General features: G+C 61.1%; 16 protein-coding genes. 12 read left to right on the top strand and 4 right to left on the bottom strand.

The window, feature by feature from the left end:
* Positions 1 to 5 precede the first annotated feature (5 nt).
* Positions 6 to 377, top strand: coding sequence for a hypothetical protein (locus CFE428DRAFT_RS01900; protein ID WP_131989170.1), 372 nt, complete (start codon positions 6 to 8; stop codon positions 375 to 377).
* Between the two features lie 195 nt (positions 378 to 572).
* On the opposite strand, the gene CFE428DRAFT_RS01895 is transcribed toward CFE428DRAFT_RS01900, so the two are convergent.
* Positions 573 to 1133 (bottom strand): lipid-binding SYLF domain-containing protein, encoded by a 561-nt coding sequence (locus CFE428DRAFT_RS01895; RefSeq protein ID WP_006977732.1) that lies wholly within the window; start codon positions 1131 to 1133, stop codon positions 573 to 575.
* 104 nt (positions 1134 to 1237) lie between these two features.
* Positions 1238 to 1432: a hypothetical protein gene (locus tag CFE428DRAFT_RS01890; RefSeq protein WP_006977731.1), complete on the bottom strand. Its 195-nt coding sequence runs from the start codon at positions 1430 to 1432 to the stop codon at positions 1238 to 1240.
* A gap of 158 nt (positions 1433 to 1590) precedes the next feature.
* On the opposite strand from CFE428DRAFT_RS01890, the gene CFE428DRAFT_RS32800 reads away from it, so the two are divergent.
* From CFE428DRAFT_RS32800 to CFE428DRAFT_RS01865, 5 genes are all read left to right on the top strand, one after another.
* Complete coding sequence (locus CFE428DRAFT_RS32800) at positions 1591 to 1926, top strand: hypothetical protein (protein ID WP_006977729.1); 336 nt, start codon at positions 1591 to 1593, stop codon at positions 1924 to 1926.
* A 329-nt stretch (positions 1927 to 2255) separates the two neighbouring features.
* Positions 2256 to 2549: a hypothetical protein gene (locus CFE428DRAFT_RS01880; RefSeq protein WP_006977728.1), complete on the top strand. Its 294-nt coding sequence runs from the start codon at positions 2256 to 2258 to the stop codon at positions 2547 to 2549.
* Positions 2550 to 2846: 297 nt separating this feature from the next.
* A complete protein-coding gene (locus CFE428DRAFT_RS01875) occupies positions 2847 to 3719 on the top strand; it encodes an alpha/beta hydrolase (RefSeq protein ID WP_006977727.1) in 873 nt (290 codons plus the stop codon).
* A gap of 189 nt (positions 3720 to 3908) precedes the next feature.
* Positions 3909 to 4181, top strand: a complete 273-nt coding sequence (locus CFE428DRAFT_RS01870) for a hypothetical protein (RefSeq protein WP_006977726.1) — start codon at positions 3909 to 3911, stop codon at positions 4179 to 4181.
* A gap of 44 nt (positions 4182 to 4225) precedes the next feature.
* Positions 4226 to 4786 (top strand): DUF488 domain-containing protein, encoded by a 561-nt coding sequence (locus CFE428DRAFT_RS01865; protein ID WP_006977725.1) that lies wholly within the window; start codon positions 4226 to 4228, stop codon positions 4784 to 4786.
* Between the two features lie 390 nt (positions 4787 to 5176).
* Here the strand turns inward: CFE428DRAFT_RS01865 and CFE428DRAFT_RS01860 are convergent, their stop codons facing one another.
* A complete protein-coding gene (locus tag CFE428DRAFT_RS01860) occupies positions 5177 to 11290 on the bottom strand; it encodes a PA14 domain-containing protein (protein ID WP_049975514.1) in 6114 nt (2037 codons plus the stop codon).
* A gap of 141 nt (positions 11291 to 11431) precedes the next feature.
* Complete coding sequence (locus CFE428DRAFT_RS01850; protein ID WP_042724294.1) at positions 11432 to 12688, bottom strand: tagaturonate epimerase family protein; 1257 nt, start codon at positions 12686 to 12688, stop codon at positions 11432 to 11434.
* Between the two features lie 179 nt (positions 12689 to 12867).
* On the opposite strand from CFE428DRAFT_RS01850, the gene CFE428DRAFT_RS01845 reads away from it, so the two are divergent.
* Genes CFE428DRAFT_RS01845 through CFE428DRAFT_RS01820 form a run of 6 tightly spaced genes read left to right on the top strand, consistent with a single transcriptional unit; the run spans position 12868 to position 20857 of the window.
* Positions 12868 to 14238, top strand: a complete 1371-nt coding sequence (locus tag CFE428DRAFT_RS01845) for a glycoside hydrolase family 28 protein (RefSeq protein ID WP_006977722.1) — start codon at positions 12868 to 12870, stop codon at positions 14236 to 14238.
* Complete coding sequence (locus tag CFE428DRAFT_RS01840) at positions 14235 to 15503, top strand: MFS transporter (RefSeq protein ID WP_006977721.1); 1269 nt, start codon at positions 14235 to 14237, stop codon at positions 15501 to 15503. Before CFE428DRAFT_RS01845 ends, CFE428DRAFT_RS01840 begins: the two co-directional genes overlap by 4 nt.
* 6 nt (positions 15504 to 15509) lie before the next feature.
* On the top strand, positions 15510 to 16661 hold the full coding sequence (locus tag CFE428DRAFT_RS01835) for an AraC family transcriptional regulator (protein ID WP_006977720.1): 1152 nt from the start codon (positions 15510 to 15512) through the stop codon (positions 16659 to 16661).
* Between the two features lie 19 nt (positions 16662 to 16680).
* A complete protein-coding gene (locus CFE428DRAFT_RS01830; RefSeq protein WP_006977719.1) occupies positions 16681 to 18090 on the top strand; it encodes a glycoside hydrolase family 28 protein in 1410 nt (469 codons plus the stop codon).
* 17 nt (positions 18091 to 18107) lie between these two features.
* Positions 18108 to 19520, top strand: coding sequence for a glucuronate isomerase (gene uxaC, locus CFE428DRAFT_RS01825; protein WP_006977718.1), 1413 nt, complete (start codon positions 18108 to 18110; stop codon positions 19518 to 19520).
* Positions 19517 to 20857: a pectinesterase family protein gene (locus tag CFE428DRAFT_RS01820; RefSeq protein WP_006977717.1), complete on the top strand. Its 1341-nt coding sequence runs from the start codon at positions 19517 to 19519 to the stop codon at positions 20855 to 20857. The genes uxaC and CFE428DRAFT_RS01820 overlap by 4 nt, the downstream gene beginning before the upstream one ends.
* Positions 20858 to 20958: the final 101 nt, after the last annotated feature.

Raw genomic sequence — 20958 nt, 5'->3', positions numbered from 1 at the left:
CCACTGTGGCCAAGCGTGCTGGCATTCTTGCTTCTGATCGGCTTGTCTCTCTGGCTTCTGAATCTCGCTCGTCCTCGCTCCTGATGCATACCTACTACAAACCGGCGCCGGAAATTCGCGACATCGGGCGATTGGTGAAGGGAACCACCTTCACCGAGCTGACTGATGGACTTTGCGACGGCGAAGTCCTCTTTGAGTTACTGGAACGACCGGACCATGTCTTTTACGCGGTTCTCATCGACAGTCAGGAAACCTTTGACGAATTCGCGAGATTGGCCTCCACGCATCCCTATACCAGAGACGGCTACTTCGCCGTGGCGTGGAGTGATGCCGAAGAAGGCACGGATGAACTTCACGAGAATTGGTTGAACCCGTAATGTTGAATTTTCTGATATGAAATTGCGCCTTTTGGCCGCAGCCATGGTCGGCGTGTTCCTTCCATCTCCCATCGGTCGGGGTGGAACCGGTGAAGCTGACGCAACCGCGAATCGCCGATGGGGCCAAATGTGCCTCTTCGCTGTTTGAGTGGGTGGATTTCCGTGGGAGGGCGCATCGCGGAGCGATAGGGAGCGTCAATGCTCCACCGGCAATTCCGTGATCTTTGTTCCGCGCAATTTGAGGCCACTCACCAACCCGCGTTCATTGAAGGCAAACACATAAATACCCGCCTGCGGCTTCGTCGTGCGGAGCGACTCGGCGAAGGATTTGTCGACGATGATCACGCCGGGTTTGCGACCGAGTTCCCAGCCGCCTTTCTGGTGCAGAAGCGACAGCGGTTTCACCTGCACAAAGAAGAGGACGTAGCCCATTTTTCCCCTGGCATCGTCGAAACCGTAACTATCGGCCACGGTCTTGTAGTGCCCCAGCGTAGCGGTGTGTTGATTGATGAGCGTCCCCTCCGCCTCATGTTTGTCGAAGATGCCGCCCGTGGAGACAAGATGGGGAAAAACCAGGGCGGCAACCGAGTGGCTCCAGACGGCGCGAGCACCCGCGTTGGTCGCCGCCAGTTCGCGCACCGCCATGCGCGATTCACGGGCCAGTTCCACGCCGTTGTCCGAATGCCCGTGGACCGGAGCAACCAGGAGAAAACCGAGCAGTAGTGAGGTCAGGGGGTAGACGAAAGAATGTTTCATGAATGGCGAACCCCCATTCTTCCCGAAGCACCAAGGCGACGCGTATCAGACCTTGGTCCTACATTGGCCGGATCCGCGGTGACTCGCCCACGGTGCGTTCATGGTCATTTCCAGGTCTCGTTCTGCGCATACCCGATCTGGACATAGACAAACGGTGGCTCGCTATTCTGCCGTTCGTAGATCTCCTTGAAGCCACCCTCGACCCGCACCTCGAGATAGTCAGGCGCGGCCGTGGCTTCACGGATCTCTCCATCCCGGCTGCCACCGATGAACTCAATTGGGAATGTGATTTCAGACATGGCACTCTATTGGACGCATTCCACCACCGGATTGTTCACCCGGCAGCGTCACGATTTGGACGGCCACGTTCGAGAACGCTTCCTGCCACCGAATCGCCTGGAGCTGGCCAAGGCCTTCAGGGTTGATCACCGCGAGAGAAGCCCACAACATCCCGAAAATGAAACTTTCCCTCGTTTCCCTCGCTCTGTCCCTCCTGGCCCTGGCTTCCGTTCACGCGGCCGACCTCACGCCGGCCGAGGCCAAGAATCACGTGGGAGAAACGGCGACGGTGAAAGGCACCGTGGATCAGATCAGCAAGGGACCCAAAGCGGTCTTCCTCAATTTCGGCGGAAAATATCCCAATCACGTGTTCTCGGCGGTCTCGTTCACCCTGCCGTTTGCCATGCTCTCGAAGTTTGACGGCAAGTCCGTAGCGGTGACTGGACTGATCAAGGACGTCGAAGGCAAACCCGAGATCGTCGTGACCACGCTGACCCAGATCACTGTGCCCTAAGCCTAAAAGCGGAACTGGGAATAGCCACAAAAAGGCTCAAGAGGCACAAAGAGAAGGCAACGATTCAGCCAGTGACGCTCGGTGAGGCGAAGTGTTAGCGGAGGAATCCGCTCAAACTCCCCCGCCCCTCGCCGAGGCGCCAGGCATCTTTCCTCGAGGCACGCTGGGCCAGGCCGCTCAGCGGAATTCCATGGACCAACGCCGGTGCTCCGAGGACGCCGGCCGGTCCATCGAGATAGTCCGGTCCGAGGTGTCGGGAAGCCAACCCAGCCCGGCCAATCGGGCGTGCTTTCACATCCGTAGGCCGCCCAGCCAGCGATTCTCTGGCTATGAAAACGAAACTGATTCTGCTATGCCTTGCCGCCGGCCTGACTACGGCCCCGCTGCTCAAGGCGGAACCTCATATCACCGTCACCACCGGAGTGTGGACGAATGTGCCGGACGATTACGACGGCGACTACTACTTCTACAACAAACACTACTACCACGGCGGGAAACACGAAGCCGGTGACTTCGAGTGGGAAGGCCACCACTACAAGGATCGTTACGAGCACGAGGGGAAATGGATTTACGGCGGTGAATGGAAACACCACGACCGGAAACACGGGGACCACGACAAGTAACCCGCGTTTTTTAAGGGGGGGCGGGATTCCCTTGCCCGCCTCCCTTGACGGCTCGAGATGTCGCTCCTCGCTCCATCTCAAAAGGGGAAAGGATCTCACCGATCCGTTTCAGGCTCTGTTCGGCCAGGTTTGCCCCGCAGTCCCATAGGCGTCCCGAAGACTCGACTTTCGACTGTGCTCCGGTCGTTACCCTCCCTCCACTCCAAGAATGACACACGGGGAGAGACGTCGCCGCCACTACAACCACTCCGCGGCAAGGCTTTCCATCGGCGCGAAGGCGTGAGAAAACCCTCTTGCATGAAGCCCTTGTCGTTCCTCCTCGCATTCCTCTTCTTTGTCTCTGCTGCGTCTTTGACCCGGGCAGACGAACCGCTCGTCATTCATCTCTGGGAAAACGGCGCGCCGGGGTTTGAGTCGCTGAAGAATGAACCGGAGGTGGTCAAGGGAACGTCCGTGACGCATATCAACAATCCGTCGATCACGGTGTTTCCCGCGCCCAAGGAAAAAGCCAATGGCGCGGCGGTGCTGATCATTCCCGGCGGTGGACACCGTCAGCTCGGGTTTGGCGGCGAAGGAGTCGAACCGGCAAAGCTGATGAACGATCTCGGTGTGACCGCGTTTGTGCTCAAGCATCGGCTGCCGCGGGAGGAAGGATCCCCCTACTCTCTCGACATTCATCCACGGCAGGATGTGCAGCGGGCCATGCGGGTGATTCGCAGCCGCGCGGCGGAATGGAACCTCGATCAGAAACGCATCGGGGTGATGGGCTTCTCGGCCGGTGGCGAGGTGGTGGCCATGCTGGTCTACAGTCCGACGGAGGGAAACGCGCAGGCGGCCGATCCGATCGATCGCCTGAATTGCCGGGCCGATTTTCAGATCTCGATTTATCCGGGGCCGCTGGGAATTCCTTCCGGTCCGATCGCGAACGATGTGCCGCCGGCTTTCTTCGTGGTGGCGAATGACGATCTCAGCCACGTCACTCCGATCCTCGATCAACTCGCCAAATACGAGCAGGCCAAGCGGCCAGTGGAGGTTCACCTCTATGCGCGGGGCGGACACGGATTCGGGTTGGGCGGCCGTTCGAAATTCGAATCGATCCACTCGTGGCCACAACGCCTGGTCGAGTGGATGCATGACAGCGGCTTCGCGGCGCCGGCGGCGGCCAAATAAAGTTGATAGTTGAGAGTTGATAGTTGAGAGCCGGTTTTCGGCCTGCAAGGTCACCGGCCATGAGGTAGTCTCACCCGCGGGGTGTCGATGAGCGCCACCTACTTGGCCGAGGAACATTCTCTTTTTGTGCCTCTTGGCCTTTTTGTGGCCATCCCATTCCCGCTTTTAGGATAAAGCACTCACAGCCCCATGATCGACGTTGAACCCCTCTCGCAGAATGAATGGCTGGTAACGGTCAAAGGACAGACCACGACCGAGCATCGGGTGCGGGTCACGCCGGAGGAGGTTCGACGACTGGCTGGGGAGAAAAGCTCGACGCCACAATTGCTCGAGGCGAGCTTTCGGTTTCTTTTGGAACGGGAGTCGAATACTTCCATTTTGTCCTCTTTCGATCTGCTGGTGATCGGTCGCTATTTTCCGGAATATGAAACGGAGATTCGTCGCTATCTGACGGGCGGCTGAATGGGAGGCGTTCGTGGGGTGATCCGGCTGCGAAGTACCTTGCAATGCAGAAACACGAACCACGCACTATTTTCACCGTCGGCCACTCGACCAGACCCATCGAGGAGTTTATCGGGTTGTTGCAGGCTCATGGCGTCGCATTGCTCGTGGACGTGCGGACGGTGCCACGCTCGCGGCATAATCCCCAGTTTGAGCGGGACGCGTTGGCGAAATCGCTGGATGAAGCCGGGATCGAATATCGCCATGTGAAGGATCTCGGCGGGCTGCGGAAGCCGAAGCAGGAATCGGTCAATTCAGGTTGGAGGAACCAGTCGTTCCGCGGCTATGCGGATTACATGCAAACGGAGGATTTTACTGCGGCGATCGAGAAGCTGATCGAGGCTGCCCAGACAAAACAGGTGGCGGTGATGTGCGCGGAAGCGGTGCCGTGGCGGTGTCATCGCTCGCTGATTGCGGATGCGCTGGTGATCCGGGGAATCCCCGTGGAGCACATCATGAGTGCCACCCGGCGGGACCCGCATCATCTCACGCCATTTGCGAAACGGACGGGATTGCGGATTACTTATCCACCGGAGGCGGCGGATAAGTTGATAGTTGAGAGTTGAGAGCCGGTTTTCGATTTGCCTTCTCGCTGGCCAAATCTGCTTTCTCTGTTCCCGAAAAGCGACGCAACAGGTTATAGCGTTACTCATGTTTTTCCGGATTGGATAAGACGGTATGGGCGACAGCCCCGTGGGAGGGGACGACTTTCCAGGTCGCCCTGCGTCGCGGAGCGACGCCCAAAAAAGAGAGGCGCTTCGCGCAACGGTTTTTCGGTCGGCGACTAGGAAGTCGCCGCTCCCAGCACCATCCAGTTTCGGCGCATAGATACCGGCCAAGATCTGGGCAATGCGCAGGCCGCAGCGCCTGCTTTTTCAAGAACAGAGAAAGCAAGTTGGGTCCGCGACAAGGCAGGCCGAAAACCGGCTCTCAACTCTCAACTCTCAACTCTCCCCCTACGGCGTGCTCACTCGTAGCCGGATGAAGAGCTTCGCGTTGCTGCCGATGGGGACGCTGAAGATGTGCGTGGTGCCGGTGCCGGTGTCGGTGATGGGGAGCCAACTGCCCGTCTTGAGATCGGAGCGCCAATCGGCGGCGTAGGTCACGCCGCTCACGCCGGCGGGTTCGGTGAAGCTGCAGACGAAGTTGCCGCCGTTCTTCTGGACTTGCGGCAGCAGTGAGACATTGGCTGTGGTGGCGCTTTGCGTGGGCCCGAACATGGAGAAGGTCACCAGGTTGGGCAGACCCCGGCCATACGGGTCGACCGCCGGACCGGCGATGGCCGGGTTGTTCCAGTTCGTACCGAAGTTGGCGGCCTGCCATTGCTGGAAGGGCGGCGCGGGCGTCCAGACGACATTCACCGCGGTGCTGGTCTGCTGGAGCGAAAAGGCGCCGTAACCGGAGACCGCGCGACCCGCGCTATCCGCGCTCACGGTGCCGAGCTTGAAGGTGCCGCTGATGGAGGTGGCATTGAGCGCGGTCCAAGTGTGCGTTTGCGCCCAGAAGGGATCGGTGAGGCTCACGTTGCCGCCTGTGGGGTTCAGCACCACGTCCACGACGGCGTTGGTCGTGACGGTGACACCCGCGGCGTTGATGTTATCGAAATTCACGCCCGGGTTGGTGTTGGCATTGGCCGCCAATTCCCAGGCGACGTGCGAGGCCGCGCCATAGCTGAGCGAACCGGTGAAAGTCTGCACGCCAGCGCCGACTCCAGGCGAATGCGTGCCGCTAATCGTCGTATTCGGCGCAATGGTCCCGTTGCCGCCGAGCGTGCCACTGCCAGCCACCGTGAGGGCGCTCGGGCCGCTGACACTGCCGTTCAAATTCAGCCGGCCGGTGTTGACCACGATCGTGCCGGTGTGGGTGATTGCGCCGCTCAAGGTCCATGTGCCGGGATCGGACTTCGTGATGCTGACCAAGGTATTCGGCGCAGTGCCGTCGCTGATATTGCCGCTGATCGTGCCGCTGGCCGCGCCGGCCAGTTGCAAGTTTCGACTGGTGATGTTCGGCGCAAAGTTACCCGTGAACGTGAGCGCACCGGCGGCGGCGATGAGCCGGGTATCCCCGTTTCCACTCGTGATCGTGACATTGCCGCGAATGATGTTATTGCCGGCTTCGTTGTAAAACGCGCCGTTCGTGGTCGCGCTGTTGCTCACCGTGTAAGAGATCGTCGCGGGCAGATCGATGGCGCCGCCGCTACCGTCGAGACGGAGATACGGATTGCCACCGTTGCCGTTGGCCATGGTCAAGGTCTTCGTGCCGCTGCCCAGGGCGCTCGCATTGCTGATGCGGATGCCGCCGGAATTGCCGGTGACATTGCCGGTGAAAGTATTCGCGCCGCTCAAGGTGACGATCGACGTCGTGCTCCCACCGCTGGTGATTCCCACCTGCACGCTTCCCGTGCCGCCGATGACGTTGGATACATTGAGCACCGTATCGCCGCGGTAGAAACGCAAGGTGGCGTTATTCGTCACCGTGCCGGCGGCGAGCGTCCCGGTGCTGCCGCCGTTGCCGATTTGCAAGGTGCCGTTGCTGATCGTAGTGCCGCCCGCGTAGGTATTCGTGCCGGCGAGGATGAGCGTGCTCGAACCGGCCTTCGTCAGCGAACCCGCGCCTGAGGTGTCGCCATTGAAACGGAAGGCGGCGCTGCCGGAACCTTGGGCGGTCGTAGCCACGGCGAGGGTCAGCGGCGTATTGATGTCGTAACTCAGCCCTGAGCCGGTAGGGGCGTTCAAATTGATGACGGCATTGGCCGAGCCGTTGTTGGTCAACGTGAGTCCGCTGCCCGCGATCGTCGCGTCCGCAACGGCACTGGCGGTGCCGTTGAGTGTGAAGACGTTCATGGCGAATGAACCCGTGTCGTTCGTCGCGGTGACATTCGCAGCCAGCGTGCTGCCGGTGAAAAACTCGATGGTATTGCCCCGGCTGCTCGCCGGCGCGACCGCGGAAGCCCAATTGGCGCCATTGCTCCACACACCATTCGCCGCGGCGTTCCAGACCTGGGTGCCAGTCACCGCACTGACAGTGATCGTTCCGGTCGAGCTCAGTCCGCCGCTGTCCGTCGCCGTGTAGGTAAAGCTCGGAATGCCGACATAGCCGGCATTCGGGGTAAAGACCGCGGTGTGCCCATCGGCCAGCAACGTGACGGTGCCGCTGAGCGCATTGCCAACGGAGAAGGTCATCGCATTCGGATACGTCGCGTCGTCGGTCACATAGTTGCGGAGGTCGACCGTGACCGCGCCGTCCCCGACTGTCGTCACCGCTCCGCCCGCGGTCACCGGCGGATCGTTCGTGGCGGCGATATTCCAGGTGCTCAGGGGGGTGATCGCCGGCAGTGCCGTCGGCGGTATATCTCCGGGCGAGAGCGGCACCATCCACACCGCCAGCGTCGTGCTGGTGACGTTGGTGAGATTGATGGCCAGCTTTTGATAGCCCGTGTTCGCATTCTGGCCCGAGGGATTCGGCGACGTCGGCAACGGCGTGGCATTCATGACCTGGAACGTGCCGCCACCGCTGACGATCTTGCACCACAGACGGTCGCTGCCTTGCGTGAGCGTCACCGCCGTCCCATCGGGATCGATGGCCACGCTCGTGGACGGAATCGCGAAATGAGCGAACCACCATACGGTATGGGGCGTCGACGAGACGATCTCATCCTGCACGAGCACCTGGTTGCGATCGCCCATGAGTTGAAAGCCACGCCACAGACGGGAGACGCCCGCCGTGCTCGGCGTGAGCGAGAGAATGGTCATCGAGCGCCGGCCGGTCGGCGAGCTCTGATACGCGACCATCGGCGCGACGGTATCGTAAGTCATGTCCGGCCCGGAGCCGGGATCGAGGATGATCGTGTTCTGACCTTCGCCGCGCGTACGGTAGTAGTTCCAGCGATTCGGGTTGGTCGCCGGTGAGTTCGTGAAGTAGCCGGGCAGACCGTAGTCATCCGGACCGAGGTCCTGGAACCAGCGATGGCCGAGGGCATCGAGGACAAAATCGCCCGCGTCCAGGTTGCCGTGATCCGCGCCCATCCAGCCGCCCTTGGTGCCGAGGAAGGTCGTGCGCGGATCAGTCCAATTTCCGCGTAGGGTCACCGCATCGAGGTGATAGTAAGGCGTCCCGTTTTGCCCATGATACGCCATGTCCCTGGCGAAACCGGTCGAGGCTGGGGTGGCGTTGGTGGCGTTGTACCACAGCGCGGCAAGCGGGCCGCCGCCGTAGGTATTTTCGTACCAGGCAAGGAGCGGCTGATTGAATCGCCGGGCATGCCATTCCAGCGTTTCCTCGGAGACCGGCAGGCCGCCCTGGGTCGTGCCACCGTCGGAAAAATTGAAGGACTGGCCGGTGGGGCCATTCATGCACATGGCGTGAAAACCGGTTTCCGAAAACATCGGTGTCGCGCTCAAGCCGAAATCGCTACCCAGCGCCCATTCCAGTGCGCCCAACATGCGGGTGCCATAGATTGTTTCGTAATTCCAGTAACCCGGCCCTTCATACCACGCGCCATCGTCGGCCGTGAAATGGGACATCACCGGTCGCAGCGAATTGAGCGCGCGATTCAGAACGTCCTCGCTCTGCGTTACATTTTCATCAGCAATCGCCAGCGCGCCCAGCGCCAGGCCGCCATTGCAGACCAGGTTCCAGTTGTTACCCGTGCTCCGCGACCACCAGGCATCGCTCGTGTATTGGGTCTGACCTGCGGCGAGTCCTTTGTTGATGATCGCGGTGCGGATGGTGTCGCGCTGCGCTTGCGTCCAGTAGTTGTAAAACCAGTCGTAGCCGAGCGCGCAGGCATGCGTCATTTCCGCGGTATCGAGAAAGTGCGGCGGGTTCCAGTCGGGGAAGGCGGTATTATCGGCGACGGCATTCAGCTCGGTCCAGGCGCGGTCGGCATAGGCGTTGTTGCCTGTCACCCACCACGCGACACCGAGATTGTTGATGCGGTCTTTTACCGTGCGGGCCACATTCAGGAGATCGCCCGTGGCGTCCAGCGTATAAGTGACCGGCGGCTGTCCGAGAATGGTATTGGCCGTATTGACCGCATTCGTGGCCCACGTCTTGGGGATGCTGGCCGTACTGCTCTGGTATACCGACTGAAGCCACAGGAAGCGTTCTGTCGTCGCCAGCAATCGCGGATGCGCGGTGGCCAGCGTATCGAGGAGATTGGCCTGCGCGGGCTGGGCGCGATCGAGCCCCGCCTGCACCAGCGCACTGCCGGGAATCACCGAAAACGCGGAGTCGCCAGGCTTCATCCAGCCCACGCTCCAGTGGTCGGTACCGGTATCTTCTTTGTGCAGCATCTCGACGTAGTAGCGCTGCCCTTGCACGAGCGAAACCGGCGCCGATTGCTGGCTGGGCTGCGCGTTCCATTGCCGGAATCCCGTCGCGCTTGCGACACTCGCGATGAGCACCTCGTTCGCCGAAGTCGAATCGGTGCTCAGAAAGAGCTGACACGTGTCATCGCCGCTCACGGCGAAGGTGTAGTTTCCCGTGGCCGGCGGCACGATGTAGCCGGTCACCCGAGTGCCGTAGCTGTCCGCCCAATTCTGCGCGAGACACTCGAAGGAACTGTTCAGCTCGCGCCCGCTCGGTTTGCTCGGAAAGTTCGCATTCGACGTGAGGGAGCTGATGGCGCTGCCCGGGATTCCCAGCCAGTGCTCCACCAGGATCGAGCCTCCGGCCTTGGCGACCGACGGCTGCGACAGCCGCGCCTGCGGCACTACCTGGCGGGGCTGCGAGGGCGAGGACCACTCCAGCGTCACGTTCGAGCCGGGGTACGTATCAAGCGATTCCAGGCGCAGGTTCACGCTCTGGCCCGCGGTCAAGGCCACCTCGCCGCGCATCTCGCCGCTTTGCGGAAAGCTGCGCGCAACCACCATCCGGTCATCGATCCACAGCCGCGCACCATTCGGCGAGGTCACGTAAAACGTATAGGTTTCCGAAAACTGCGGGGTGATCTGCCCAGTCCACACCTGGAGGCTGTCCACGATCGTGGCCGTGGCGCTGCCGGTCTGCACGATCGCGCCCGTAGGCTGGCCGAGCGTCACCGTCACCGTCTTGCTGGTCTCGATGAAATAGGCGGCGATCGGCGTGATGGTGATCGTTGCGCTCGTCTGCCCATTCGCGAAACTCACCGTCCCGCTCAGCGTCTGGTAATCCGTGCCATTCACCGCGGTGCCGCTCAGCGTGTAGGGCACAGTCAAAGCACCCGAACCATTGCTCCGTGTCACGGTGAGGACTGCGGGCGCCTCCGAGGTCGCGGTGGGCGTGGTCGCGGTGATGTTCAATACACTCAGCGCAGTGGACGTGATCACCACGTTGTCCATCAGGATCGTCGGCCGATAGCCGGTGCCACCGAAGCCGTAGGCAAACTCGTCAAACGTGTAGGTGAGCACGGAAGCGGCCGGATGGGTGCCTGAAGCCGCGGCGAGGTTATCCACCTGTGCCAGCACGTAGAGGTCGCCGTTCGTCAGACGAGTGATTTGCAACAGCGCCGAATGTTTCGTCGTCCCGCTAGCCACCGAGGCCCCGCCCGTGCCGAAGCCGAACCGCGTTCCCGCCCCGCTTCCGCCGAGGATGTCGTCGCCCGCATCCTCGTATTTCACGCCGGTCCCCGTGCTGCTGGCGCCGCCCACGTTGGTATTGAAGCCGTAATTCTTATCGTCGGTGCGCGTGCTGCTGCCGGAGCCGGAAGTGTCGCTCGACTGTTTGGTGCCGTTCGAGTTGCCGAGGCCGATGCGGAATCCATCCCCGGCGCTCGTCGGCGCGGTCGGGAATCGATAGTCGAACGTGGCCTTGATGGTGTCACCGGGGTTCGCCAGCGTCGTGCCCGAAAAGAAGGTGATGATCTTGTGGAAATCCCCCGATGGCACCAATTGCATGGCGTTCCCGGTTCCGATGCCGGCCGTATCGTCCACGATCGTCACCTGCCCCGTATTGGTCGTGTTCTGCCACCATACTCCGCCCAGCGTATCGCCGCCGGTCGTGTTCGTGCGATTGCCGTCCGCGAACGGATCGCTCATGAGCGTCACATCCGCCCGGGCCATGGTCACGAGGAACAGGAGCAGGATCGCCACTACGCATCGACGCCGATCACGTCGTAGTTTTGCCCACTTGGACAGGGCTTCCACGCAGGCCTGGAGGGATTGGCGAACCAAACGAACGCTCGTCATTCACTAATGACACAGCCCGCCCTGTCTAATGTCAATCTTGGGCCTTTAACTAAACAGCGGCAGGATATGACGGGAGAAGAGATTTCCGGTCACGTTGCGAGCGATGATGGCTTCGTTCGTGGCCAGCGCAGCGGTGTAGGCCTCGCCGAATTCGGCGGCAATCTTGAAAGAGACATGCAGGAATTGCCGGAAATGCGGGTTGTATTCCGGGCACGACGGAACATGACGGAGCGCGCCCACGAATTGAGCGGAACTCCATCGGGCAACTTCACCCGGAATGGGGAGCCGGGCCGGATCGATGTCCACCACCGGCGCGTACGGCTTCACCAGTTCCTCAAAGCGCGTCATGGCCCGCGCGTAGATCTCCGCGGCCAGGGTAAGGCCTTCGCCACCGCTCTCCGCCAGACCGATCAACTCCTCCAGCCAGGTCGTGCCCGCGGTTTTCACATGCAGACCGGCGTCGTGTTGGCGGATCAGGCGGCGGATGATGGGGTAGAGAGAAAACTTGTCGCTTCCGGAGTGGACGCTGAGCTTGAGGGTTTCCGGCAGACCAAATTCGCGGATTGCGAACGCGACGACATACAGGTCTTCGTCGAACTCCTTCTCGAACTGCGCGAGGTCGCCGACGTAATCGACGCCCTTGTTGAAGCGGCCGGTGAATTTCGGCGCGATGGTTTGGACGGGAATGCCTTCGCGGGCGATCATCGCGAGAATGAGCAACAGCTCCGCCGGAGTCTGCGGCCGGTCCGTCTCATCGACGGACACTTCGGTGATGAAGCGGTTTCGTTCTTTGCGCTCGGCAATGTAACGATAGATCCGGCCCGCTTCCTCCATGGCCCAGAGAAACTTCTCCGCAGTGGCGCGCAGGAGCTGCTCATCGATGGCCAGCGGCTCGTCCAATCCCGGGATGAAAACGCGACCGCGGAGATGCCAGTTTTCCTGGATGAAACCTTCGATGGATTCCTCGGTCGCCCGCTGGCCGACGTAATCGGCAACATCGAGCGTGAAGAAATCACTGGGCGCGATGAAGCGATCGACGGTCTGGAGATGGATGTGGTCCGCATCGACGTGGAAGCCGCCTGCCCACTCGAGCGCGGCCACCGCGGCCTCGGCCTCGGCGAGAACACTGGCTGGCTCGGTGCCCACGAGAGAATGCTCGCGGTTCGATTTGTTCCAGACGGGGGTGACCCCGATACCCATGGTGCGGGCCTGGGCGATCGCCGCCAGTTGCGCTTTGCCCTGCCGGGCGAAACGGTCGCCCATGCCAAGAGTGTATTTTTCAACGGATTTAAAGGATTGCATGGAGAGATTCAGTGAAGTGGTTTGCAGCCATTTAGCCCAATTCCGCCGCCGCGAAATCGCTGCTTTCTGCATTCCCCATTGAGTTTTCGGCAGTCCGCCGTCATCTGCCGTTTTTTCAATATCTAATGCCGAAACCGGCATTGCGGACGCCCGGCAGCGGGAGCATGTTCCGGACATCGATGTCCCCCGCCCTTTCCACCATCCCACTCCTGCTCGGCGCAATCGCCATTGCCGCCTGCTCTTGCCGGGCGGCAGAGATTGAGACCAGTGAATCGCAGGCGATCCTTGCGCAAATCCGGTCGCCGGAATTTCCCGCCCGCGATTTTTCCATCACCGACTTCGGCGCCTCGCCGAATGCGGACAGCACGGAAGCCATCGCGAAGGCCATCACCGCCTGCCACGCCGCCGGCGGCGGACGCGTCACTATTCCCGCAGGAGTGTGGCTCACCGGCGCCGTGCATCTCCTGGGCAACGTAGACCTGCACCTGGCGAAAGAAGCGACGCTGCGCTTCGTCCCAGAGCCGGCGAAATATCTACCGGTGGTCCTCACGCGTTACGAAGGCATCGAGTGCATGAATTACTCGCCGCTGGTTTATGCCTTCGAGCAGGAGAATGTCGCCATCACCGGTGCAGGGACCCTCGACGGCTCGGCCAGCTCGCAGAACTGGTGGGCCTGGAACGAGCGCGCCCCAGACAAACCGGCATTGCAAGCGGCGGATCGAAAGCAACTCGATCAGCAGGGCGCCGACGGAACACCCGTGGCCCAACGCATCTTTGGCGCGGGCCATTTTCTGCGGCCCAGCTTCATCGAACCTTATCGATGCAAAAACGTGCTCATCGAGGGCGTCACCATCGTCAACTCACCCATGTGGGAGATTCATCCCACACTTTGTACCAATGTCACCGTGCGTGGCGTCACCGTGCATAGCCTGGGGACGAACAACGACGGCTGCGATCCAGAGAGCTGCCACGATGTCCTCATCGAGGATTGCACTTTTCAAACCGGCGACGATTGCATCGCCATCAAGAGCGGACGCAACAACGACGGCCGGCGCGTCGGCGTCGCTGCGGAAAATATCATCATTCGCCGGTGCACGATGAAAGACGGCCACGGCGGGGTGACGATCGGCAGCGAAGTCTCCGGCGGGGTGCGAAACGTCTTCGTGTCCGATTGCCAAATGGACAGCCCCCGGCTGGATCGTGCTTTTCGATTCAAGTCGAATGCGGTCCGCGGCGGAGAGATCGAAAACATCCAGGTGTCCCAGGTGAAAATCGGCCGTGTCGCCAGAGCGGTCCTTTCCGTGGAATTCGACTACGAGGAGGGCGCCCATGGACCGGAAAGACCGGTGCTGCGCCACGTGCGCATCGAGAATGTGACCGCAGAGTCCTGCGGCAGCGTGGCCACGATCACCTCTTTTCCCGCGGCGGTGATCGACGATGTCCGCCTGAAAGATTGCACGTTTCACGGCGTGGAAGCGGCATCCCGAACCCAGCACGCCGGATCAATCACTTTCGAGAACGTCGACATTGAACCCGTGCGCAAGAAATGACTTACGAGAACTCCTCCTCCCGCCGCGTGGGCAGTTATCGTTGGGTCGTCTGCGGACTGCTCCTCTTCGCCACGACGATCAATTACGTCGACCGGCAGGTCTTCGGTATCCTCGCTCCGGAGATGGAGCGCATCTTCGGATGGAGCAATACCAATTACACGGACATCGTTTTCTGGTTTGAGGTTGCCTACGCCATCGGCCAATTGCTGGCCGGCCGCCTGTTGGATCGCATCGGCACCTTTGCCGGATTTGCGCTGGCCATGTTCTTCTGGAGCGGCGCCTCGATGCTGCACGCCGCCATGGCGGGCATCGTGGGCTTCAGCGTCGCCCGCTTTCTCCTCGGCCTGGGCGAATCGGGCAATTTCCCCGCATGCATCAAAACCGTCGCGGAATGGTTTCCTAAAAAGGAACGCGCGCTCGCCACGGGCATTTTCAATGCGGGTTCCAATTTCGGCGCCCTTCTCGCGCCATGGCTCGTGCCGCTCATTTTCGTCAAATGGGGCTGGCAATGGGCGTTTATCGGAACCGGCGCCGTCGGCTTTTTCTGGCTGGTCCTCTGGCTCAGGACCTATCGCGCTCCGGAGCAACATCCGCGTCTTTCCGCCGGGGAATTGGCTTACATTCGCAGTGACCCTGTCGAACCGGTCACGAAGATCTCCTGGCTGCGCCTGCTGCCCCACCGCCAGACATTGGCCTACGTCGTCGCCAAATTCCTCACCGACTCCGTCTGGCGCTGGTATCTCTATCTGCTGCCGCTGTTTTTCAATCAGCAGTACCACCTCGATATCAAGAGCTTTGGTCTACCCTTTGTCCTGATTTATTGCCTGGCCGACGTCGGCAGCATCGCCGGAGGTTGGCTGTCTTCGTCGTTGATTCATCGCGGCTGGTCGGTGAACGCGGGGCGCAAAGTCGCGATGCTCGCCTGCGCGCTCTGTGTCGTGCCGGTGGCCATGGTCACGCAGATCTCTCACATGTGGGCCGCGGTGTGGCTCGTCGGCCTGGCGGCTGCCGCCCATCAGGGCTGGTCGGCGAACCTTTACACGACGGCCTCCGATATGTTCCCGACCCAGGCCGTGGGATCCGTGGTCGGCATCGGCGGAATGGCCGGAGCCCTCGGCGCCATGGGGCTGCTCAAACTCACGGGTTACATCCTCGGTCACTCGGGGAGTTACACCCTGCTCTTTTTCATCGCCGCGGCGGCTTACCTGCTCGCCCTGGCCCTGCTGCACCTCCTCGCGCCGCGGTTGGCCGTGGCGAAGATCTAGCGAATCATGGCCAGGACCAAAAACGTTCTCGTTGCGCTCGGCTGGTACGATCACCGGCTGCTGCAAGGCATCGCCACCTATGCCACCGAACATCGCTGGCATCTCGCCGCGCACAGCATCATTCACGAAAAGGTCATTCCATGGGGATGGGAAGGCGACGGCGTGCTTGCCTGGTTGGCCGCCGGCGACGATCTCGCGCATTTCGTCGCCTCGGTGAAAAAGCCGACGGTGGATTTTTCCATGCGCCGGCCGCACCTGCCCTTTGCCCACGTGGTCCAGGATCACGCCAAAACGGGCCAGCTCGTGGCCAGCCATTTTCTCGACCGTGGTCTGCGGCACTTTCGCTTTTACAGCGACTCCGAGAATTGGTCGCAGGTAGAGCGTGGCGAAGGCTTTGCCAGGGCGCTGACGGCCTCCGGAGAGGAGTGTGAATGGTGGCGCTGGCGGGAAACGTCCGGGCAGGGCTCCGGACAAAACCAATGGCTGCGCCGGCGCGAGTGGCTGCTCCGCCAGATTCAATCCGCGCCCAAACCCCTCGCGGTCTTTACCGCCAACGGCACGCTCGCCGTGGAAATCCAGGAGGTCTGCGCGGAAGCGAAAATCCAGGTTCCGAGCGAAGTCGCCATCGTCGGGATCGACGACTATCTCCTTTCCGTCGGTGCGGCCAACCGCTCGATCTCCGGCGTCGATACGAACCTGGAAGAGCAGGGCTATCGCGGCGCGGAACTGCTCGATCGCATGATGCGCGGCGCCAGGCAACCGGTGAAACCGGTGCGGATTCCCCCCGCGCAAGTGATTACGCGGAAGAGCAGCGACATTCTCGCCGTGAACCACGGTGGCGTGGCCCGCGGGCTGCATTTCATCGCGGAACACTTTGCCCAGGCCATCAGCGTCGACGACGTCGCGCGTGCCGCGGGGATGTCGCGCCGTGGATTGCACCAGGCGTTTTCGGAACATGTCGGCTGCACTCCCGGGGACAAGATTCGCGGTGTGCGGCTAAATCTCGCCAAACGCCTGCTGGCGGAGACCGAAGACAAGATCGAGTCCATCGCCCAGCAAAGCGGATATCCCAGCATCAACACCTTCTTCATCGCGTTCCGCCGGGCGGAGAAAACCACTCCCGCGGAGTTCCGGAAGATCGCCCGCCGCGGGCGCTAACGCCCAACGCCAAACCACTATGAAAGCAATTCCCTTTTCCACCCTCTTCCCGGCAGTCGCGCTCGCCACCGCGTTGCTCTCGGCGCCCCTATCGGCAAAGGATCCCGTGCCGATCGAACCGCGTCCCGCCGTCATTCCGCAGCGTTCCGTTTCGATCCTGCAATTTGGTGGCAAAGGCGACGGAAAGGCCCTGAACACCGAGGCTTTTCGTGCCGCCATCCAGGCCTGCGCCAAAGCGGGCGGCGGCCGGGTTGTCGTCCCCCCCGGAACCTTCCGCACCGGCCCGATCGAACTTGCCAGCCATGTGGCGCTGATCGTGGAAAAGGGCGCGATCATTCAAGCCTCCGATCGCTTTTCCGATTTCGGTCTCCCCGATCCTTTGCCGGCTACGCAGCAAGAGATCGACGGTTACAAGAAGCTGTTACGTCCGCTCATCAGCGGCACCAAACTCGACGATATCGCTATCGCCGGTGAAGGGATCATCGACGGAGCGGGCTCGGGCTGGTGGGCCAAATCCGACAAAGCCGCCGAGCGCGCGGCCGCCGCTGCAAAGGCAGGAGAATCTGCTTCCACCAAGCCGGCCGATTCCACATCCCCAAAAAGTGAAAAGCCGGCACCGCCAGAAAAGCCGCTCTATGTTCCGCGCCCCTTCCTCATCACCCTGCGCGATTGCGCGCGTGTTCACCTCCAGGGAGTGACCCTGCGCAATTCGCCGATGTTCCATTTCGTTCCGCATCATTGCCACGACGTGGTCGTCGAGGATGTAACCATCTTCTCTCCCGCCGACGCTCCGAATACCGACGGGATTGACCCAGCCAATTCGCGCGATGTGCTCATCCGCCGATGCACCATCGATACCGGCGACGATAACATCGCGGTGAAAGGCGGCGGAGTCGCCAATGAACCGACGGAAAACGTCACCGTCACGGACTGCAAATTTCTCCACGGACACGGCGTCTCGATCGGGAGCGAGACCGAAGCCGGCGTCCGCAATTTCCTCGTGCAACGATGCGCATTTGAAAACACCGGGACCGCCCTGCGGATCAAATCGGACCGAACCCGGGGTGGCGTGGTGGAGAACGTCCTCTACCGCGACATCACCATGAAAAATGTCGAGACTGCCATCACCATCTTTCTCTTCTACGACGACAAGAAGGCCGCGGCTCATCCTGAGCTGGCGCCGGTGACGAAACAAACGCCGATGGTGCGCAACATCACCTTTCAAAAGATCGTCTGCCACGGGACCACCAGGAAGGCTGGCGAATTGGTCGGACTGCCGGAAAGCCCGATCAGCGATGTCGTTTTCGACGACGTGCATATCGACGGTGCGGCCGCTCCTTTCACCCAACAGGACATCCACAATCTGCGCACCGCCAATTTCGATGTGCAAACCGTGCCCGCCGCCAACGCTCTGCCCGCCACGCATTGAATTTCCACGACCGTCTCATGCAATCGCGCCCTTTCATTCACGACGACTTTCTTCTCACCACGCGCACTGCGCGCCGGCTCTATCATGAGTTCGCCGCCCCGGAGCCGATCTTCGATTACCACTGTCATCTCTCCCCGCGCGACATCGCCGAAAACCGGCAGTTTGAAAACCCTTTCGAAATCTGGCTGGAAGGCGACCATTACAAATGGCGGGCGATGCGCTCCAACGGAGTCGCCGAACGCTTCTGCACGGGAGACGCCACGCCGCTGGAAAAATTCAAGGCCTGGGCGGCCACCGTGCCCCACACCCTGCGCAATCCGCTCTATCATTGGACTCATCTGGAGCTCCTCCGCTATTTCGGAATCAGTGATTTGCTGGACGAATCGAACGCGGAGCGGATCTGGCATGAGATCAACGAACAGCTCACGAGCCCGGAATTCTCCACCCGCGGCATTCTCAAAAGATTTCGCGTCACGACTCTCTGCACTACGGATGATCCCACCGATGATCTGGCCCATCACGATACGCTCCGAACCAGCGAACCCGGCACCGAGGTCTGGCCGGCATTCCGTCCCGACGCCGCCCTGGCGGTAAACCGTCCGCAGGCTTTCAGCGCGTGGTTGCAACGCCTGGAGATAGCCAGCCAAATGGAAATCCGCTCCCTGGATGAACTCCTGGAGGCGCTTCGCAGACGCGGCGAATTCTTTCATCGGCACGGCTGCCGTCTTTCCGATCACGGGCTGGAACGCTGCTACGCCGAACCCTGCAGCGAAGCGGAGGCCGCGGCCATTTTCACCGCCGCGCTCGAGGGGAAGGAAGTTTCACCCGCCGAGCACGTGGCATACGCCTCCTTCGTGATGCTCTTTCTCGGCCGCTTCTACGCCGAGAAAGGCTGGACCATGCAGCTCCACCTCGGCGCCCTCCGCAATAACAACACACGGCTGCGCGGTCAGCTTGGGCCGGATACCGGATTCGATTCCATCGGCGATTTTCCGCAAGCCGGTCCGCTGGCGACTTATCTCGATCGTCTGGATTCCGAAGGCGCCTTGCCCCGAACCATCCTCTATAACTTGAATCCGGCGGACAATTACGCCTTCGCGACCACACTGGGAAATTTTCAGGACGGAAGCGTCGCCGGTAAAGTCCAACTGGGAAGCGGTTGGTGGTTCCTGGATCAAAAGGAAGCGATGGAATGGCAACTCAATGCCCTTTCCAATCTCGGCCTGCTCTCCCGCTTCGTGGGCATGGTCACCGACTCGCGCTCCTTCATGTCTTATCCGCGTCATGAGTATTTCCGGCGGGTCCTGTGCAACCTCCTTGGTCGCGAGGTCGAGTCCGGTGAACTTCCGGATGACGTCCCGCTGGTCGGCGGACTCGTCCGCAATATATGCCACGAAAACGCGCGGACCTACTTCGGCTTTCCGTCATGATGCGCCTTCTGCTCCCGCTTCTCTGCAGCGCGATGCTGGCCACGGCTCACAGCGAACTGAACCTCGTCGCCCACGGACCCGTCGGGAACAATGCCTGCGTCGATAGCCCACTACGGTTGACCTTCAACGAACCACCGGTTCTCGCGCATCACGGAAGAATCGAAGTTCGCCGCGAATCCGATGGCGCGACGGTGGACACCGTCGACCTCGCAGCGACCAAGTACACGGACCGCTTTGGAGATTCCGAGAACAGCACCGCACTATCTTACGAACCGGTCTGCATCGACGGAAACACCGCGTTCGTTCGTTTGCGGACGCAGTGCCTCCGGCCTAACGAATCCTACGAGGTTCGCATTCCGCCCGGCGCGTTTCAGGACGCCGAAGGGCACGACTTCACGGGCTTCAACACAGGGTGGACTTTTCGGACGAAAGCGACGCCTTCATCCAAAGCCGACCGCCTCATCGTCGCGGCGGATGGCACCGGCGACTTCTGCACCGTGCAGGGTGCGGTGGATCAAATGAAACCGGGCCTCACGCACGTTCCGGTGATCTTTATCCGGAAAGGGAACTATCACGAATTGGTGCGCATTGATCGCGAGCGCAAACATGTTCACCTCATCGGAGAGGATCGGCAGGGCACGATCATTAGCTATACCAATAACGAGAAGCTCAACTCGGGCTGGATCCAACGTGCCGTCCTGGGGTGCGAAGCCGACGATTTCATGCTGGAGAATCTCACGGTGCAGAACACGACGCCTTATCGTGGATCGCAGGCGGAAGCGGTTTGCATCAACGCCCAACGTTGCGTGTTACGAAACGCAAACTTTCTCAGCTTCCAGGACACCCTCAATCTCAGTGGCCGCGTTTACGTGGCCGATTCTTACATCGAAGGCGATGTCGACTATGTGTGGGGCTATGGCACGGCGTCTTTCGAGCGGTGCGAACTTCGATCGATGCACGACGGCTATATCGTGCAGGCGCGAAATTCCGCGGCACGACCGGGCTATCTCTTCGTCCACTGTCGACTCACGGCGGCGCCAGGCGTCCAAAAATGCTGGCTCGCGCGCATCGACACCGGGCGTTTTCCGGCCAGCCACGTCGCATTCGTGCATTGCGCGATGGGCCCGCACATCCTGCCCGAGGGATGGCAGATCATTGGTCCACCGGCGGACACTTTGCGGTTCGAGGAAGGCGGCAGCACGGACTCGAGTGGCCATCCGCTGGAGGTCAGCGGTCGGAATCCCGCGGCAAAAGCGCTCGCGCCAAAGGTGGAGTCTTCCCTTTCGGCCGAATCCATCCTCAGCGGGCAGGACGGATGGCATCCGCAGCAAAAGTGACGCCTAACAGGCCTTTTGAGAAAGGCGCCGGGCGCAGGCAGCGACGTTTTCAGATTCACGAACTGCCATACAAGTCGAAGGATGTCTCTGTTCACACCGCC

This window comes from Chthoniobacter flavus Ellin428 (genome assembly GCF_000173075.1).
GTDB classification, from domain to species: domain Bacteria; phylum Verrucomicrobiota; class Verrucomicrobiia; order Chthoniobacterales; family Chthoniobacteraceae; genus Chthoniobacter; species Chthoniobacter flavus.
The sequence above is the reverse complement of the archived record's forward strand: the minus strand, read 5'-3'. Positions and strand labels throughout refer to the sequence as shown.

Coding starts and splice junctions, on each gene's coding strand:
- CFE428DRAFT_RS01830 (WP_006977719.1), top strand. CDS start 16,681: ATGAAAGCAATTCCCTTTTCCACCCTCTTCCCGGCAGTCGCGCTCGCC.
- CFE428DRAFT_RS01865 (WP_006977725.1), top strand. CDS start 4,226: ATGCAGAAACACGAACCACGCACTATTTTCACCGTCGGCCACTCGACC.
- CFE428DRAFT_RS01845 (WP_006977722.1), top strand. CDS start 12,868: ATGTCCCCCGCCCTTTCCACCATCCCACTCCTGCTCGGCGCAATCGCC.
- uxaC (WP_006977718.1), top strand. CDS start 18,108: ATGCAATCGCGCCCTTTCATTCACGACGACTTTCTTCTCACCACGCGC.
- CFE428DRAFT_RS01880 (WP_006977728.1), top strand. CDS start 2,256: ATGAAAACGAAACTGATTCTGCTATGCCTTGCCGCCGGCCTGACTACG.
- CFE428DRAFT_RS01895 (WP_006977732.1), bottom strand. CDS start 1,133: ATGAAACATTCTTTCGTCTACCCCCTGACCTCACTACTGCTCGGTTTT.
- CFE428DRAFT_RS01820 (WP_006977717.1), top strand. CDS start 19,517: ATGATGCGCCTTCTGCTCCCGCTTCTCTGCAGCGCGATGCTGGCCACG.
- CFE428DRAFT_RS01850 (WP_042724294.1), bottom strand. CDS start 12,688: ATGCAATCCTTTAAATCCGTTGAAAAATACACTCTTGGCATGGGCGAC.
- CFE428DRAFT_RS01870 (WP_006977726.1), top strand. CDS start 3,909: ATGATCGACGTTGAACCCCTCTCGCAGAATGAATGGCTGGTAACGGTC.
- CFE428DRAFT_RS32800 (WP_006977729.1), top strand. CDS start 1,591: ATGAAACTTTCCCTCGTTTCCCTCGCTCTGTCCCTCCTGGCCCTGGCT.
- CFE428DRAFT_RS01840 (WP_006977721.1), top strand. CDS start 14,235: ATGACTTACGAGAACTCCTCCTCCCGCCGCGTGGGCAGTTATCGTTGG.
- CFE428DRAFT_RS01890 (WP_006977731.1), bottom strand. CDS start 1,432: ATGTCTGAAATCACATTCCCAATTGAGTTCATCGGTGGCAGCCGGGAT.
- CFE428DRAFT_RS01875 (WP_006977727.1), top strand. CDS start 2,847: ATGAAGCCCTTGTCGTTCCTCCTCGCATTCCTCTTCTTTGTCTCTGCT.
- CFE428DRAFT_RS01835 (WP_006977720.1), top strand. CDS start 15,510: ATGGCCAGGACCAAAAACGTTCTCGTTGCGCTCGGCTGGTACGATCAC.